Genomic DNA, 15133 nt, shown 5'->3' on the forward strand with positions numbered 1-15133 from the left:
GGGCGTGGTTCCTCGCATGCTACTCACCAGTAACCAGCCGTGCCCGTGCCCTCCCTGTGTCCCACGACACACCCACCCCGGAACCCGGGGTGGGTGTGCGCCGTCACGGCGTGGGCAGGACGGCGGTCAGCTCCGGCACCAGCAGGCCGAGCTGCCAGGTCCGCGCGCCGAACCCGCGCAGGGTCTCGGTCACCGTCTCCTCGGTGATCTCCTCCGGCGGGGTCCAGGCCAACCGGCGGATCGAGTCCGGGGTGATCAGGTTCTCCGGCGGCAGGCGGTGCGCGCCGGCGATCCGGACCACCACCTCCCGGCACCGGGCCAGCCGCGCCGCGGCCACCGGGTCCCGTTCCGCCCACCGGTGCGGCGGGGGTGGACCCTCCACCGCCGGGCTGACTGGGAGCGCGTCCTCCGGCAGCTGCCGGGCCTCCTCCAACGCCGCCAGTCAGGTGCGGGCCAGCCGGCGTACCGACCGGCCGCCGAAGCCGGGCAGGGTCAGCAGCGTCCGCTCGTCCTTCGGGTCCAGCTCGGCGGCGGCGACGATCGCCGAGTCGGGGAGCACCCGTCCGGGAGCCGCGTCCCGGCGGGCGGCGATCTGGTCCCGGGCGTACCACAACGACCGGACGCGCGCCTGGGCCCGCGCGCCGCGCAGCCGGTGGATGCCGGAGGTGCGCCGCCACGGCTCGGCCCGGACCCGGGGCGGTCGCGCCCCGGCGGCCACCAGCGCGGCGAACTCCTCCGCCGCCCACTCCTGCTTGCCCTGCCGCTCCAGCTCCGCGGCGAGCGCGTCGCGGAGGTCGACGAGGAGCTCCACGTCGAGGGCGGCGTAGGTCAACCAGGACTCCGGCAGGGGGCGGCTGGACCAGTCGGCCGCCGAGTGGTGCTTCTCCAGGGTGTAACCCAGCAGGTGTTCGGTCAGCGCGGCCAGGCCGACCCGCTCGAACCCGGCCAGCCGGGCGGCCAGTTCGGTGTCGAACAGCCGGCGCGGGCGCAGCCCCAGCTCGGCCAGGCAGGGCAGATCCTGGCTGGCCGCGTGGAGCACCCACTCGGCCGGGCCGATCACCGCGTCGAGGGTGGAGAGGTCGGGCAGCGGCAACGGGTCGATCAGGACGGTGCCGGCGCCGTGTCGACGCAGCTGTACCAGGTAGGCGCGCTGGCTGTAGCGGTATCCGGAGGCACGTTCCGCGTCGATGGCCACCGGTCCGGTGCCCGCTGCGAACCGGGCCACCACCTCGGCCAACGCGGCCGATGTGGCCACCGGCTCAGGTGTGCCCTCCCGGGGTGCGGTCAGGGGTACGGGCTGCTCGGCGGTCGCTTCGGTCCCCGCGTCCGTCGGCTCCGGCGCGGCCGATGGCGGGTGCTGCGGTTCGTTTCCCGGTCGGCGTTCGGCGGCCCGACGGCGCAGGGGTGGTTCGTCGGTCACCTGACAACCCTAGTGCGCGCGGCGATCCGGTGCGCGCAGCCTCCTCCGGTGCGTGTCGGCAACCGGTCCGGTGCCGCCGTCGCAGGGCTGGACAACAGGGGAGACAATGTCATCCGGGGCCGGTACGGTCCATCGAGCCCACCGCCGGCGCAGCGCAGGCGGCAGGGCCGCCGGCAGGCGCTCAGCGGGGAGGACGTGGCAATCATGACGGCGGGGTACGGGCCGCAGGACGGTGGACCGGTCGGGCCGGCACCCGGTGACCACGGAGGTAGACCAGGGCCGCTGCCACCACGGATGGAGCCGCCCCGCACGGGGGTGGGCGGCTGGCCCGCGCCCCCGGCGCCCGGTGCCCCGGTCCCCGGGCAGCCCCCGGTGGGCGGAGGACACCCGGGCGCCCCGGCGGCCGGTTACGCCGCCGCGCCGGCCCCGGCCGCGGTGCCCGCTCCCCGGGGCACCTGGCCGACCGCCGGCGACACCGGGCAACCGCCGGCGCAGCCGGTTCCGGCCCCGCCGACCTGGTCGCCCGGCCAGCCGCCGGCCGCCTCCGGGCCGGCCTTCCCGGGCACCTCGCATCCGGGCGAGGCGCCCGTCGTCCGCCAGCGCTCCGGCTGGCTGCCCCGGGCCGCCCTGCTGCTGGCGCTGCTGCTGGTCCTGGTGTCCGGCGTCCAGGCGTACCAGATCCACGTGCTCAACGACCGGCTCGGCGACACCCGCCGCGACCTGGCCACCGCGCAGGACCGCGACGGCGTTCGCCTCGACGGTGTGGAGTAGCGGGCGGAGGAACTGGAGAAGCAGGCCGGGACGGTGTTCAACCCGGAGGACATCGCCGCGACGGTGCTGCGGAGCGTCTTCCGTGTCCGGGCCGGCAACGCCACCGGCACGGCGTTCGCCGTCGGCAAGCCCAACTCCGAGGGCGGGGCGAACCTGTTCACCAACTACCACGTGGTCGAGTCGCTCTGGACCAGTGGCGAGCGCCAGGTGTTCCTGGAGCGCACCGACCAGCGGTTCCCGGCCACCATCGTCAAGGTCGACGAGGAGAACGACGTCGCCCACCTGCGGACGGCCGCCAAGTTCACCGGCCTGGTCACCGCCCCCACCCCGGTGAAGTCCGGGCAGCAGATCGTCGTCGTCGGCGCACCGCTCGGCCTCACCGACAGCGTCACCACCGGTGTGGTGAGCGCCTTCCGCAAGGCGGAGAACGGCGGCGGCGACGTCATCCAGTTCGACGCCCCGATCAACCCCGGCAACTCCGGCGGCCCGGTCATCAACGGCGCCAAGCAGGTCGTCGGCATCGCCACCGCCAAGGCCCGCAACGCCGAGGGCATCGGCCTGGCCGTGCCGATCAAGACCGCGTGCGACGGCTTCGACATCTGCTGACCCGTCCGCCGACGCGCCCGTACCCGCCCGGTCCGCCCCGTCAACCGGAGCCGGACCAGCCCTTTCGGAGGAAGTAGTCATGACCCAGCCACCCACCGGCGGATATCCGCCGCCGGGGTACCCGCAGCAGCCGCCGGCCGGTTCCGGCGGCGGGCTGTACGGTTCCCAGCGCGAACCGCAGGGGCACGAGCCGACCCAGCAGTTCGGCATCGACCCGACGCTGTCGCAGCAGCCGTCCGGCTACCCGCAGTCCGCGCCGCCCGCCACCGGTTACCCGCAGTCCGCGCCGCCCGCCGCGGGCTACCCGCAGTCCGCGCCCCCGGCCGCCGGCTACCCGCAGCCGGGCTACCCCGGCGGTTACCCGCAGTCCGCGCCGCCGGCCGAGACGCCGGCACCCGCTGGCTACTCCCCGACCTCCGGCGTGCCGGTTCCGGGCCAGTACACCCCCACCTCCGGCCAGCCCTCCGGTCAGCCCTTCGGCCCGCCGATGTCCGGCCCGCCCGGGTACCCGCCGCCGGCCACCACCCCCGGCAGGGGCGGCGGGCGTGGCCGGGCGGTGCTCGTGCTGGCGATCGTGGCCGGTCTGCTCTTCGTCCTCGGCGGCGTGATGACCGGGCTCTACCTGAACACCAGCGGCGACCTCGAGCGCACCGAGAAGAACCTGGTCGCCCGGACGACCGACCGGGACACCAAGGTCAAGGAGATCGAGAAGCTCAAGGGCGAGTTGCAGACCGCCAAGGACAAGCTGACCGACACCCAGCAGGACCTCACCGGCACCAAGAACGACCGCGACGAGCAGGCCCGGCAGAAGAAGGTCATCGCGAACTGCCTGGAGAAGCTCACCACCGCCCTGAGCGCCGCCGCGGCCGGCAACAAGACGGCCTACGACCAGGCCGTCAAGGGCCTCGACGCGGTCTGCGACGAGGCTGAGAAGTACCTCTGACACACGCCTGCGTCCCGGTCGGTCCGGGGCCGGTCGTCGCCCGGTTGCCGCCGGAAGAAGCGACGACGGGTCCCGGACCGACGCGTCAGCCGGTGGCGGCGGGCCGGCGATCGGGCAGCGCGGTCACTCCCGGCGGCGGCAGGCCGGCGGTGGAGGCGAGCAGCGTGCACCAGGCGTGCAGGTGCGGGGCCAGGTCGTCGTCGATCGGGGTCCACGAGGCCCGGATCTCGACGTCCCCGGTGGCCGGTGGCCCGGCCAGGTCGCCGAACCGGGTGGACATGGTCTGGGTGACGGTGCCGCCGAGCGCCCGGTAGCCCGCGTCCTGTGCCTCCAGCGCGTCGGTCAGCCAGGTCCAGCCCACCCCGGGCAGCAGTGGATCGGCGGCGAGGTCGGCCTCCAGGTCCGCGGTGACGTAGCTGACCAACCGCAGCGTGCCCTGCCACGCCTCGTGCCCGGCCGGGTCGTGCAGCAGGATGAGCCGCCCGGTGGCCACCTCGTCGTCGTCGCGCAGCACCGTGGCGGAGAGGGCGAAGGCGTACGGGGCGAGCCGCTTCGGCGCACCCACCTCCTCCATCACGATCTCGGGCCGGGCCGCCACCGACCGCAGCCCGGCGACCGCGCGGGCGAAGGTCTCCGGAAGCGCGATCGGAGGGGACATGCGGGCAGCCTAAGCCGCCGCGACGTCCGGCCGGTGCCGGCGCGCCGGCACCGGCCGGACGTCGGCGCCGCCGTCGACGCCCACGCCCGCCGGGAACGCGCAGCGTGACCGGCTGGTGGCTCTCGGGGGACGTGTCCTTCGCAACCCGGGTGACCGTCGGTGGCGGCGGTCGTGGCACGATTGCCGCGATGACCACCACCACCGCGGGCGGCGCTGCCCGAGACGGAGAGACCCGCCTGAGCGCGGGTGGAGCATCCCGCACCGCCGACTCGCCCTTCGTCCGGGCCTGTCGCCGGCGACCCGGCCCGCACACGCCGGTCTGGTTCATGCGCCAGGCCGGGCGCTCGCTGCCGGAGTACCGCGAGATCCGGGCCAACGTGGCGATGCTGGAGTCCTGCCGCCGTCCCGAGCTGGTCGCCGAGATCACCCTCCAACCGGTACGCCGGCACGGCGTGGACGCGGCGATCCTGTTCAGCGACATCGTGGTGCCGGTCGCGGCGGCCGGCGTCGACCTGGACATCGTGCCCGGCACCGGCCCGGTGGTCGCCGAGCCGGTGCGCGACCGCGCCGACGTCGAGCGGATCCGACCGATCACCGTCGAGGACGTCTCGTACGTCGACGAGGCGGTCCGGCTGCTCGTCGCCGAGCTGGGCGAGACCCCGCTGATCGGATTCGCCGGTGCGCCGTTCACCCTGGCCAGCTACCTGGTCGAGGGGGGTCCGTCGCGGACCCACGCGAAGACCAAGGCGCTGATGTACGGCGACCCGGAGCTCTGGCACGCGCTCTGCGGCCGGCTCGCCGAGGTCACGCTGGCGTTCCTGCGTGTGCAGATCGCCGCCGGGGTCTCCGCGGTGCAGCTCTTCGACTCCTGGGCCGGCGCGCTGTCGGAGGCCGACTACCGTCGCTACGTGCAGCCGCACTCGGCGATGGTGCTGGCCGGGCTGGCCGACGCCGGGGTGCCCCGGATCCACTTCGGAGTGGGCACCGCCGAGCTGCTGACCGCGATGGGGGAGGCCGGCGCGGACGTGGTCGGCGTGGACTGGCGTACCCCGTTGGACGTCGCCACGAAGCGGATCGGCCCGGACCGGGCGGTCCAGGGCAATCTCGACCCGTGCGTGCTCTTCGCCCCCTGGCCGGTGGTCGAGGCCGAGGTGCGGCGCATCCTCGACGAGGGCCGGGCCGCGCCCGGTCACGTCTTCAACCTCGGTCACGGCGTCCTGCCGGAGACCGACCCCGACGTGCTGACCCGGGTGGTCGCGCTGGTGCACGAGGTGTCCGCGCGGCCCGTGGACTGACCGGAGGCGACCATGCGGCAACCGTGGCGGATCGCGGTCATCGGCGGTGGGATCACCGGGCTGGCCGCCGCCGTCCGGTTGCGTGACCGCGCCCCCGCCGGGACCGAGGTCACCGTGTACGAGCAGTCCGGCGCGCTCGGCGGCAAGCTGCGCACCGGCAGCCTCGCCGGCGGGCCGGTGGAGTTCGGCGCGGAGTCGTTCCTGATGCGCGACCCGGCCGGCGGCGAGTCCGCGGCGGTGACCCTGGTCCGCCGGCTCGGGCTGGACGCCGAGATCGTGCACCCGACCGTCGGGCAGGCCGCGCTCGCCGTCGACGGGGGGCTGCGCCCCATCCCGGGGGGCACCCTGGTGGGCGTACCGGGGGACCTGGACAAGGTGGCGACGGTGGCCGAACCCGTCGCGGCGGCCGACGTCGACGGCGGCCGGCCGCTGCTCGGCCCGGACGAGGACGTCGCGGTCGGCGCGCTGGTCCGGGCCCGCCTCGGCGACCAGGTGGTGGACCGGCTGGTCGACCCGATGCTCGGTGGCGTCTACGCCGGCCGCGCCGACGACCTGTCCCTGGTCACCACCATGCCGGCGCTGGCCCGCGCGGCCCGGGTGGAGCACACCCTCACCGGGGCGGTCCGGGCGGCGCAGGCCGCCGCCCCCCGCGCGCCCGGCGCGCCGGTCTTCGGTGCGCTGGCCGGTGGGATGAGCCGACTGGTCGAGACGGCGGCGAGCGCCAGCGGAGCGACGCTCCGGCTCGGCGCGACGGTCCGTGAACTCACCCCGCTGGGCGGGCGGTGGCGGCTGACCGTGGGCCCCACCCGGGACCCGGAGTCGGTGGAGGTCGACGCGGTGCTGCTCGCCGTGCCGGCCCGACCGGCCGCGCGCCTGCTCACCAGCGTCGCCCCGGAGGTGGCCGACCGGGTCGGCGGGCTCGACTACGCCAGTGTCGCGCTGGTCACCCTGGCCCTGCCCGAGCCGGAGCTGCCGGCTCTCTCCGGCTTCCTCGTTCCCGGCACCGAGGGCCTCCTGATCAAGGCGTCCACCTTCTTCACCACCAAGTGGGGGCACCTGCGCCGGTCGGACGGGGTGGCGCTGGTGCGCGCCTCGGTCGGCCGGTACGGCGAGGAGCAGCAGTTGCAACTCCCCGACGCCGACCTGGTCGCCACCGTGCACCGGGAGCTGTCCGGGGTGCTCGGCGCCACCCTGCCGACGCCGCTGGCCAGCCACGTGCAACGGTGGGGCGGGGCGCTGCCGCAGTACACCCCGGGACACTCCGACCGGGTGGCGGCGGCCCGGACGGAACTGCGGGCGGCCCACCCGACGCTGGCCCTGGCCGGGGCCGGGTACGACGGGGTCGGCATCCCGGTCTGCGTCCGCTCCGGCGAGACGGCGGCCGACGAGATCATCACTGCACTGGGAGGACCGGCGACATGACCGACGAGCAGAGCAACGCGGCCCGGCTGCGGGAGCTGAACGCGAGCATCCGCTACACGATGTGGTCGGTGTTCCGGGCCACCAGCCCCCTGCCGGCCCTGCGGGACAACGTCAGCGCCGAGGCCGAGGCGCTCGTCGAGGAGTTGGCCGGCAAGGACGTGGTGGTCCGGGGGACCTACGACGTCGCCGGGCTGCGCGCCGACGCCGACCTGATGATCTGGTGGCACTCCTCCTCCAGCGACGACCTCCAGGACGCGTACGGCCGGTTCCGGCGCACCGCGCTCGGGCGGGCGACGACCCCGGTCTGGTCGCAGATGGCGCTGCACCGGCCGGCGGAGTTCAACAAGAGCCACATCCCGGCGTTCCTGGCCGGCGAGGAGGCGCGGGCGTACGTCTGCGTCTACCCGTTCGTCCGCTCCTACGAGTGGTACCTGCTGCCCGACGCCGAGCGGCGCGAGCTACTCGCCGAGCACGGCCGGATGGCCCGGGGCTACCCGGACGTGCGGGCGAACACGGTCGCCTCGTTCGCCCTCGGCGACTACGAGTGGATGCTCGCCTTCGAGGCCGACGAGCTGCACCGGATCGTGGACCTGATGCGGGACCTGCGCGCCTCCCGGGCCCGCCGGCACGTCCGCGAGGAGATCCCCTTCTACACCGGCCGTCGCCGCTCGCTCACCGACATCGTCGCCGCGCTGCCCTGATTCGGGCCGGTGCCGTCGCCGACCCCGGTCCCGATCCGGGGTCGGCGGGCGGAGCCGCCGGTCAGGACGCGGGTTCGCGGCGCATCGGGGTGTGCGGGATGCCGTCCTCCACGTACTCCGGGCCGCTGACGGTGAAGCCGTACCGGGCGTAGAAGTCGACCAGGTGCGACTGCGCCTCCAGGACGCACGGGCGGTGTCCGACCACGGCCAGCGCCTCGGTCATCAGCCGCCCGGCGTGCCCGCCGCCGCGCGCCGCCGGCGCCACCACGACCCGGCCGATCCGCTCGACGCCGCCCGGGTCGGCCAGGATCCGCAGGTACGCCACCGGCGTGCCGTCCTCGGCCAGCCAGAGATGCCGGGTGCCCGGCTCGACGTCCCGCCCGTCGAGTTCCGGGTACGGGCACTCCTGCTCCACCACGAACACGTCGATGCGCAGTCTCAGCAGGTCGTGGAAGGTGCGGGTGTCCAGGTCGGCGAAGGAGGCGACCCGCAGGTCGATGGTCCGGGGCTGCATACCGCGATGCTAGTCAGCCGGGCCGGACGCCGACGGCGTCGGCGACCTCGGCGGCGCGTTCCCCCTCGACGGTGCGGGCGCAGTGCGCCGAGCAGAAGAACCGGCCGGACACCTCCACGCCGTGCCCCACGATCTTGAGCTGGCAGTGCTCGCAGACCGGGGCCAGCCGGTGCACCGCACACTCGAACGAGTCGAAGGTGTGCGAGTCACCGCTGACCGTCCGGACCTCGAACGCCATCCAGTAGTCGTTGCCGCAGACCTCACAGGTCGCCATGACGGATCCCCCCATCGGCAGTCATGCCCCGAGAGTGCGGCACCGGAGGGCGGCGTGGCGGCGGAACAGGCCGAAGACGTCCGGTCGGGTGGCGCGTCGTGCCGGGCGTGTCGCGCGTTGGACCCGGTGAGAGGACCCGACCGGCGGAGGATCGGCGTGATCAAGCGCAACAAACTCTTCGGCAACCAGACCCGTGTCACCTTCTGCCTGCCCCGCGACCTTCCGCCGGGGACGGTCAGCGTCGTCGGCTCGTTCAACGACTGGCAGCCCGGACGGCACGAACTGGTCGCCCGCCGGGACGGCACCCGGACGGTCACCGTGAAGCTGGGCCCGGGGGAGTACCGGTTCCGCTATCTGGCGACCGGCGGGGTGTGGCTCGACGACGAGCACGCCGACCTGGTGGACGAGCGGGGTGGCCTGCTCCTGATCTGAGGGCCGGTTCCGCCGGTCTGAGGGCCGGTCCCGCCGGTCGCCCCGGCTCAGCCCTCGCGCGGCGTCAACCGGATGGAGACCGAGTTGACGCAGTGCCGGGTGTCCTTCGGGGTGAAGCCCTCGCCGTGGAAGACGTGCCCCAGGTGGCTGTCGCAGCGCGCGCAGCGGATCTCGACGCGCCGCATGCCGAGGGTGTTGTCCGGGATCTCCTTGACCGCACCGGGCAGCGCGTCGTCGAAGCTCGGCCAGCCGCAGTGCGAGTCGAACTTGGTGTCGCTGGAGAAGAGTTCGGCACCGCAGGCGCGGCAGTGGTAGACGCCCGGGGTCTTAGTCTCGACGTACTCGCCGGTCCACGGGCGCTCGGTGCCGGCCTGACGCAGGACCCGGAACTCCTCCGGGCTGAGCCGGACGCGCCACTCGTCCTCGGTGCGGGGCAGTTCGCTCTCGGAAAGACTCACCAGCCAAGAATAGGCCGCCTGTCACAGGTGTGACATATGGTCGCGGCATGGGTGGTACCAAGGCAGCGGCCGTCGAGATCGAGGTGGCCGGGCATACCGTACGGCTGAGCAGCCCGGATCGGGTGATCTACCCGGGCCGGGGGTTCACCAAGGCCGACGTCTTCCACTACTACCTCGCCGTGGGCGACGGGATCATGCGGGCGCTGCGGCACCGTCCCACCACGCTGCAACGCTTCCCCGATGGCATCGAGGGGGAGATGTTCTTCCAGAAGCGGGTGCCGGCCCGGGGCGTGCCACCGTGGGTGGAGACCGCGCGGATCAACTTCCCCAGCGGGCGCAGCGCCGACGAGCTCTGCCCGGCCGACCTGGCCCACGTCGCCTGGGCGGCGCAGATGGGCACGATCGTCTTCCACCCCTGGCCGGTGCGCGCCGCCGACGTGGACCGGCCCGACGAGCTGCGGGTCGACCTGGACCCGCAGCCCGGCACGGACTTCGCCGACGCGGTGACCGCGGCCGGCGAACTGCGCGCCCTGCTCGACGAACTCGGCGCGACGGGCTGGCCGAAGACCTCCGGCGGCCGGGGCGTCCACGTCTACCTGCGCATCGAGCCGCGCTGGACGTTCACCGAGGTGCGCCGGGCCACCATCGCCCTGGCCCGGGAACTCGAACGCCGCCGCCCCGATCTGATCACCACCGCCTGGTGGAAGGAGGAGCGCGGGGCGCACGTCTTCGTCGACTACAACCAGATGGCCCGGGACCGGACGATCGCCTGCGCGTACTCGCTGCGGGCTAACGCCCGGGCCACCGTCTCCACCCCGGTCGACTGGGACGAGCTGCCCGACGTCGAGCCGGACGACTTCCACCTCGGCAGCGTGCCGGCCCGGCTGGCCGAGCGGGGCGACCCGCACGCCGGCATCGACGAGCGCCCGTGGGACATCACCCCGCTGCTGGAGTGGGCCGACCGGGACGACGCCACCGGCTCGGGCGACCTGCCGTACCCGCCGGACCACCCGAAGATGCCGGGCGAACCGAAGCGGGTCCAGCCCTCCCGGGCGCGACCCGACCCTGCCTGAGTCCTGCATTTCGGGATCGCCGTCCCGCATCAAGGGATGCGGCGGTTAGGTTCGGGGCACCCGGAACGAGGAGGCCCCGTCATGGTCGCCGCGCGCAACGTCTACACCCACGGACACCACGAGACGGTGCTGCGGTCGCACCGCTGGCGTACCGCGGAGAACTCCGCCGGATACCTCCTGCCGCACCTGACGTCCGACCAGGTTCTGCTCGACGTCGGCTGCGGGCCCGGCACCATCACCGCCGACCTGGCCGGGCGGGTGGCCCGGGTCACCGCGCTGGAGGTCAGCGAGGAGGCCCTCGAACTCGCGCGGGCCGAGGCGCGGGCCCGCGGACGGGACGACGTCGACTTCGTGGTGGCCGACGTGCACGGGTTGGACCTGCCCGACGCGACGTACGACGTGGTGCACGCCCATCAGGTGCTCCAGCACGTGGCCGATCCGGTCGAGGCGCTGCGCGAGATGCGCCGGGTGTGCCGGCCCGGTGGGATCGTCGCCGCCCGGGACAGCGACTACGCCGCGTTCACCTGGTTCCCCCGGGTGCCCGAGCTGGACGAGTGGCTCGCCCTCTACCAGCGGGCCGCCCGGGCCAACGGCGGGGAGCCCGACGCCGGCCGCCGGCTCCTCTCCTGGGCCCGCGCCGCCGGGTTCACCGACGTCACCGCCACGGCGAGCACCTGGTGCTTCGCCACGCCCGAGGACCGGCAGTGGTGGGGCGGCATGTGGGCCGACCGGATCCGGCATTCGGCCATGGCCGACCAGGTGCGGGCGTCGGGCCTGGCCACGACGGAAGACCTGGACCGCCTGTCGGCTGGCTGGCGGGAGTGGGCCGCCGACGACGACGGCTGGTTCGCCATCCTGCACGGCGAGATCCTCTGTCGCGCCTGACGGTGTCGTCAGGTGGCGGTCGAAGCCGCCGGAGGCGCTCAGCGGTCGTCGGGAAGCGCCCCGGAGACCGCGATCAGCACGCAGCCGAGCAGTGCCAGGGCGGTGCCCGCGCCGGGCCGGGCCGAGGACATGCCGGCCTCCTGGCGGTACGGGTCGTTCGCCACGAAGTACCAGATCGCCAGGATCGAGGTGCCGCAGCCGAGCGTGGTGGCGATCGACCAGCCCCGGCTGGCCTCCCGCCACGGCCGGCGGGCCGTACCGGTCCGCAGCAGGGAGGGCACCGCCAGCAGCGCGCCGGCCAGCGCGAACGGCAGCGCCACGAAGACCAGGTCGAGGCTGGTGTCCACCTCGATGTGGTCCGGGTACTCCCGCCGCCATGCCGGCAACAGGACGGCGACCGCGACGGTCGCCCAGCCGGCGGCGAGCAGCAGCACGCCCAGCCGCCGCCACCGTGACCCGCGCGGTCCCGGCGCGGCCCGCCGCGCAGGCGCCGACCAGATGCCCACCAGACAGGCCAGTACGGCACCGGCGGCGGGCAGCAGCGCCGGTCCGGGCTGGGTGGACACCGACGTCCGGGCGGAGCCGACGGGCGGTTCGACGGTCCCCACCAGGGCGACCGCGATCACCCCGAGCAGCACCAGCAGGACGACCGCCAGGGCGGTGCCGACCAGCCGGAGCAGCCGCTGTGGCCGTCCGCCCGCGACCGCCACCGCCCGGGTCACCACCAACAGGGTGGTCGCCCCGACCAGCCAGGGACCGGCCACCGACCCGACCGCCGCGATCTTCTGCTCCAGCGTGGCGGCGGTCACCGGGTCGCCGGTGACCGTACGCCAGCGGGCGAAGGCGGCGATGACCAGCAGCGTGGCGGCGAACCCCAGCCAGGCCACCGGGGGCAGCCGAGTCGTCCACGCCGCCGGTGCCAGCCGAGCCCGCCCTGTCATGGCCGTGAATGTAGCGGGCCGTCCCGCTGTTCGTCGTCCGGTGCGGCGGGGGTGGGCGGTCCGGGCCCGTACGGTCCGGGTCGGAGTCCTTTGGAGCTGCCCCGTCCGTGCTACCGGATGGCTCCCGACTCCAGAGCCCGGATCCCGGAGCCCGGCTGGTCAGAGCGGCAGCTTCATGCCCTCGTGGCTGGCCACGAAGCCCAGGCCCCGATAGAACCGCTGCGCGTCCGCTCGGCGCTTGTCGGTGGTGAGCTGCACCAGGCCACAGCCACGCTCCCGCGCCTGGTCGACCGCCCAGGTCACCATGGCCCGACCGACGCCGGTACCCCGGTGGTCGGACCGGACCCGGACCGCCTCGATCAGCGAGCGTTCCGCGCCGTGCCGGCCCAGGCCGGGGATGTAGGTGATCTGGAGGCAGCCGACCACCTCGCCGTCCTGCTCGCCGACGACGAGCTGGTTGCGCGGATCGGCCTCGATGTCCGCGAAGGCCCGCTCGTACGCCTCGTCGACCACCGCGGCCTCCCGGCCCCGGCCGAGGACGTCGTCGGCGAGCAGGGCGACCACCGCGGGCAGGTCGGCGCGGACCGCTGTCCGGAACACCAGGTCAGACATACCGCCGAGAATGGCACAGCCATTTGGCGGGTACGCCTGGCGGGGGCGGCCGGGTGGGTGCAGCATGATCCGGCATGGAGTTCGTGCTGTGGCCGTTCCGTGTGATCTACCGGGGACTGGTCTGGTTCGCCAATTCACCCCGCACCCTCATGACCTCGTACCTTCTGATGATCATCGTGGCCGGAGCCATCTACAGCCAGGTCGAGAACAAGAGCGCCGCCGACTCGGTCTGGTGGGCGGTGGTCACCGCCTCCACCGTCGGCTACGGCGACATCTCCCCGACCTCCTGGCAGGGGCGAGCCCTCGCCGCGCTGCTCATCTCGACCATGGTGCTGCTGGTCATTCCACTGATCACCGCTCACTTCGCCAGTCGGCTCATCGTGGACGACGACGCGTTCGAGCACGAGGAGCAGGAGGAACTGAAGGCCGACATCCGCCGGATGCGGGCGCTGCTGGAGGAACTCGCCACCCGGCAGGGCATCGCCCTGCCGGAGCCACCGGACGTGCTGAAGGTCAACGAGCCGGGCAGCGCAGCCCTTCCGGGGGAACGGTCAGGTCGATCAGGTAGGCGTCGACGGCTTCGGTGACGCAGCTGGTCTGCGGGTAGGCGGTGTGCCCCTCGCCCTCCCAGGTCAGCACCCGTCCCACCCCGAGCATCGCGGCCAGCGCCGGGGTCTGTTCGTAGGGGGTGGCCGGGTCGCCGGTGGTGCCCACCACCAGGATCGGCGGCGCGCCGTCAGCCTTCCCGGTCGGGTACGGGTCCGGCTTGGCGGGCCAGTTCGCGCAGGTCAGCAGGCCCACCGCCAGCGCCGGCCCGAACAGCGGGTACGCCTCGCGCCACTGCCCCTGGAGCTGGCGGATCCGCTTGAGGGCCGGCTTCTCCTCGTCGTCGGCGCAGTTGACGGCCAGGTTGGCGTCGAACAGGTTGCTGTAGGTGCCGTCCGGGTTCCGGCCGGCGTACGCGTCGGCGAGACGGAACACGCCGGCCGGGTCGCCCTGGGCCAGCTGGTCGATCGCGCGGGCCAGCTCCTGCCACCCCTGCTCGGTGTAGAGCGAGGAGATGACCGCGTAGAAGACCCAGCCGGAGGTGGCCTCCCGCCCGTCCGCGCCCCGGACCGGCGAGACCCGGGCCTTGTCGACGGCCGAGGTCACCGCGGCTCGGGCGTCCGGGGCGAGCGGGCACCGGTCGGCGTTCCCCGCGCACCACCGGACGAAGTTGTCGAAGGCCCGCTCGAAGCCCTTCGCCTGGCTCTCCGAGGCGGCGACCGCCCCCTGGCGGGGGTCGATCGCGCCGTCGAGCACCAGCGCGCGGACCCGCTCCGGAAAACGCTGGGCGTAGACCGCGCCGAGCAGGGTGCCGTAGGAGTACCCCAGGTAGGTCAGCTTCTCGTCGCCGACGGCGGCGCGCACCACGTCCATGTCCAGGGCGGCCTGCTCGGTGCCGTACAGCGACAGCTGGTCGCCGTACCTCGTCCCGCAGGCCCGGCCGATCCGCTGGTTGAGGGCGACCAGACCGTCGAACGCCGCGGTGGACTCCGGGTCGGGGTCGTAGCCGAAGCTGGCGTCGAGGTCGGCGTCGGAGATGCACTCGACGGGGCTGGAGCGGGCCACGCCCCGCGGGTCGAAGCCGACGATGTCGAACCGCTCGGTCACCGAGGCCGGCAGGCCGCCGAACTGCTCGCCGAAGGAGAGGTAGACCGCGGTGTCGACTCCCGAGCCACCCGGCCCGCCCGGATTGACCAGCAGCGACCCGATCCGGTCACGCTGCTTGGTGGAGCGGGCCCGCAGCAGCGCGATCTCGAAGGTCTCGCCGCCGCCCGGGGTGGCCGTCGCCGACTGGCCGGTGGTGTTCCACCGACGCGGTACGGCGACCCGTGCGCACTCGTACCGCATGTCCGGTGCGGCGCGGCCGGCCACCTGCTCGGCGGTCTCCGGGCAGGACCGCCACCGGGGGGCCGCGCCCAGCGGGGCCACCGACGCCTCACCCTCCACCTCGGCCCGGGGCGCGAACGTCGGCAGGGTGCAGCCGGTGGCGACCAGGGCCGCCGCGACGAACCCGGCCAGCGCGAGTCGGACCCGGCGGGTCGGGGGCGGGTCGGGGATGCGGCTCACGGCCTGCCCTCCAGGA

The 15133-nt window shown here is 74.3% G+C and carries 15 protein-coding genes and 2 pseudogenes; 9 read left to right on the forward strand and 8 right to left on the reverse strand.

The window, feature by feature from the left end:
* Positions 1-103: 103 nt before the first annotated feature.
* Positions 104-1420: pseudogene (locus IGA62_RS20880) on the reverse strand (ribonuclease D).
* A 204-nt stretch (positions 1421-1624) separates the two neighbouring features.
* Here IGA62_RS20880 and IGA62_RS20885 point away from each other — a divergent pair.
* Together IGA62_RS20885 and IGA62_RS20890 are read left to right on the forward strand one after the other, a co-directional pair.
* A pseudogene (locus IGA62_RS20885) lies at positions 1625-2797 on the forward strand (S1C family serine protease).
* Positions 2798-2876: 79 nt separating this feature from the next.
* On the forward strand, positions 2877-3740 hold the full coding sequence (locus IGA62_RS20890) for a hypothetical protein (RefSeq protein WP_145819220.1): 864 nt from the start codon (positions 2877-2879) through the stop codon (positions 3738-3740).
* A gap of 85 nt (positions 3741-3825) precedes the next feature.
* On the opposite strand, the gene IGA62_RS20895 is transcribed toward IGA62_RS20890, so the two are convergent.
* Entirely contained in the window at positions 3826-4398 is a 573-nt protein-coding gene (locus IGA62_RS20895; protein WP_145819219.1) for a DUF3000 domain-containing protein, read from the reverse strand.
* A 188-nt stretch (positions 4399-4586) separates the two neighbouring features.
* Between IGA62_RS20895 and hemE the strand changes: the two genes are divergently transcribed.
* From hemE to hemQ, 3 genes are read left to right on the forward strand one after another with little or no spacing between them, the layout of a single operon-like run.
* Positions 4587-5693 (forward strand): uroporphyrinogen decarboxylase, encoded by a 1107-nt coding sequence (gene hemE / locus IGA62_RS20900; RefSeq protein ID WP_091464294.1) that lies wholly within the window; start codon positions 4587-4589, stop codon positions 5691-5693.
* 12 nt (positions 5694-5705) lie between these two features.
* On the forward strand, positions 5706-7115 hold the full coding sequence (gene hemG / locus IGA62_RS20905; protein ID WP_145819218.1) for a protoporphyrinogen oxidase: 1410 nt from the start codon (positions 5706-5708) through the stop codon (positions 7113-7115).
* Positions 7112-7816, forward strand: a complete 705-nt coding sequence (gene hemQ / locus IGA62_RS20910; RefSeq protein ID WP_145819217.1) for a hydrogen peroxide-dependent heme synthase — start codon at positions 7112-7114, stop codon at positions 7814-7816. Before hemG ends, hemQ begins: the two co-directional genes overlap by 4 nt.
* A gap of 61 nt (positions 7817-7877) precedes the next feature.
* On the opposite strand, the gene IGA62_RS20915 is transcribed toward hemQ, so the two are convergent.
* Positions 7878-8330: a GNAT family N-acetyltransferase gene (locus tag IGA62_RS20915; protein ID WP_145819216.1), complete on the reverse strand. Its 453-nt coding sequence runs from the start codon at positions 8328-8330 to the stop codon at positions 7878-7880.
* A gap of 13 nt (positions 8331-8343) precedes the next feature.
* Positions 8344-8604 (reverse strand): Prokaryotic metallothionein, encoded by a 261-nt coding sequence (locus tag IGA62_RS20920; protein ID WP_091463119.1) that lies wholly within the window; start codon positions 8602-8604, stop codon positions 8344-8346.
* Positions 8605-8760: 156 nt separating this feature from the next.
* On the opposite strand from IGA62_RS20920, the gene IGA62_RS20925 reads away from it, so the two are divergent.
* Entirely contained in the window at positions 8761-9036 is a 276-nt protein-coding gene (locus tag IGA62_RS20925; RefSeq protein ID WP_145819215.1) for an isoamylase early set domain-containing protein, read from the forward strand.
* Positions 9037-9083: 47 nt separating this feature from the next.
* Here IGA62_RS20925 and msrB read toward each other — a convergent pair whose 3' ends face one another.
* Entirely contained in the window at positions 9084-9494 is a 411-nt protein-coding gene (msrB, locus tag IGA62_RS20930) for a peptide-methionine (R)-S-oxide reductase MsrB (RefSeq protein ID WP_091463117.1), read from the reverse strand.
* Between the two features lie 47 nt (positions 9495-9541).
* On the opposite strand from msrB, the gene ligD reads away from it, so the two are divergent.
* Positions 9542-10567 carry a non-homologous end-joining DNA ligase gene (ligD, locus tag IGA62_RS20935; protein ID WP_145819214.1) on the forward strand — a complete coding sequence of 342 codons (1026 nt, stop codon included), beginning with the start codon at positions 9542-9544 and terminating at the stop codon, positions 10565-10567.
* Positions 10568-10648: 81 nt separating this feature from the next.
* Positions 10649-11452 carry a class I SAM-dependent methyltransferase gene (locus tag IGA62_RS20940; RefSeq protein WP_145819213.1) on the forward strand — a complete coding sequence of 268 codons (804 nt, stop codon included), beginning with the start codon at positions 10649-10651 and terminating at the stop codon, positions 11450-11452.
* A gap of 38 nt (positions 11453-11490) precedes the next feature.
* Here IGA62_RS20940 and IGA62_RS20945 read toward each other — a convergent pair whose 3' ends face one another.
* Entirely contained in the window at positions 11491-12393 is a 903-nt protein-coding gene (locus tag IGA62_RS20945) for a hypothetical protein (protein WP_145819212.1), read from the reverse strand.
* A gap of 159 nt (positions 12394-12552) precedes the next feature.
* A complete protein-coding gene (locus IGA62_RS20950) occupies positions 12553-13005 on the reverse strand; it encodes a GNAT family N-acetyltransferase (RefSeq protein WP_145819211.1) in 453 nt (150 codons plus the stop codon).
* 74 nt (positions 13006-13079) lie between these two features.
* Between IGA62_RS20950 and IGA62_RS20955 the strand changes: the two genes are divergently transcribed.
* Complete coding sequence (locus tag IGA62_RS20955; RefSeq protein WP_145819210.1) at positions 13080-13592, forward strand: potassium channel family protein; 513 nt, start codon at positions 13080-13082, stop codon at positions 13590-13592.
* Here the strand turns inward: IGA62_RS20955 and IGA62_RS20960 are convergent.
* Positions 13519-15117 (reverse strand): alpha/beta hydrolase, encoded by a 1599-nt coding sequence (locus IGA62_RS20960; protein ID WP_145819209.1) that lies wholly within the window; start codon positions 15115-15117, stop codon positions 13519-13521. The genes IGA62_RS20955 and IGA62_RS20960 overlap by 74 nt on opposite strands.
* Positions 15118-15133: the final 16 nt, after the last annotated feature.

The organism is Micromonospora sagamiensis (assembly GCF_014680085.1).
Taxonomy (GTDB): Bacteria; Actinomycetota; Actinomycetes; order Mycobacteriales; family Micromonosporaceae; genus Micromonospora; species Micromonospora inyonensis.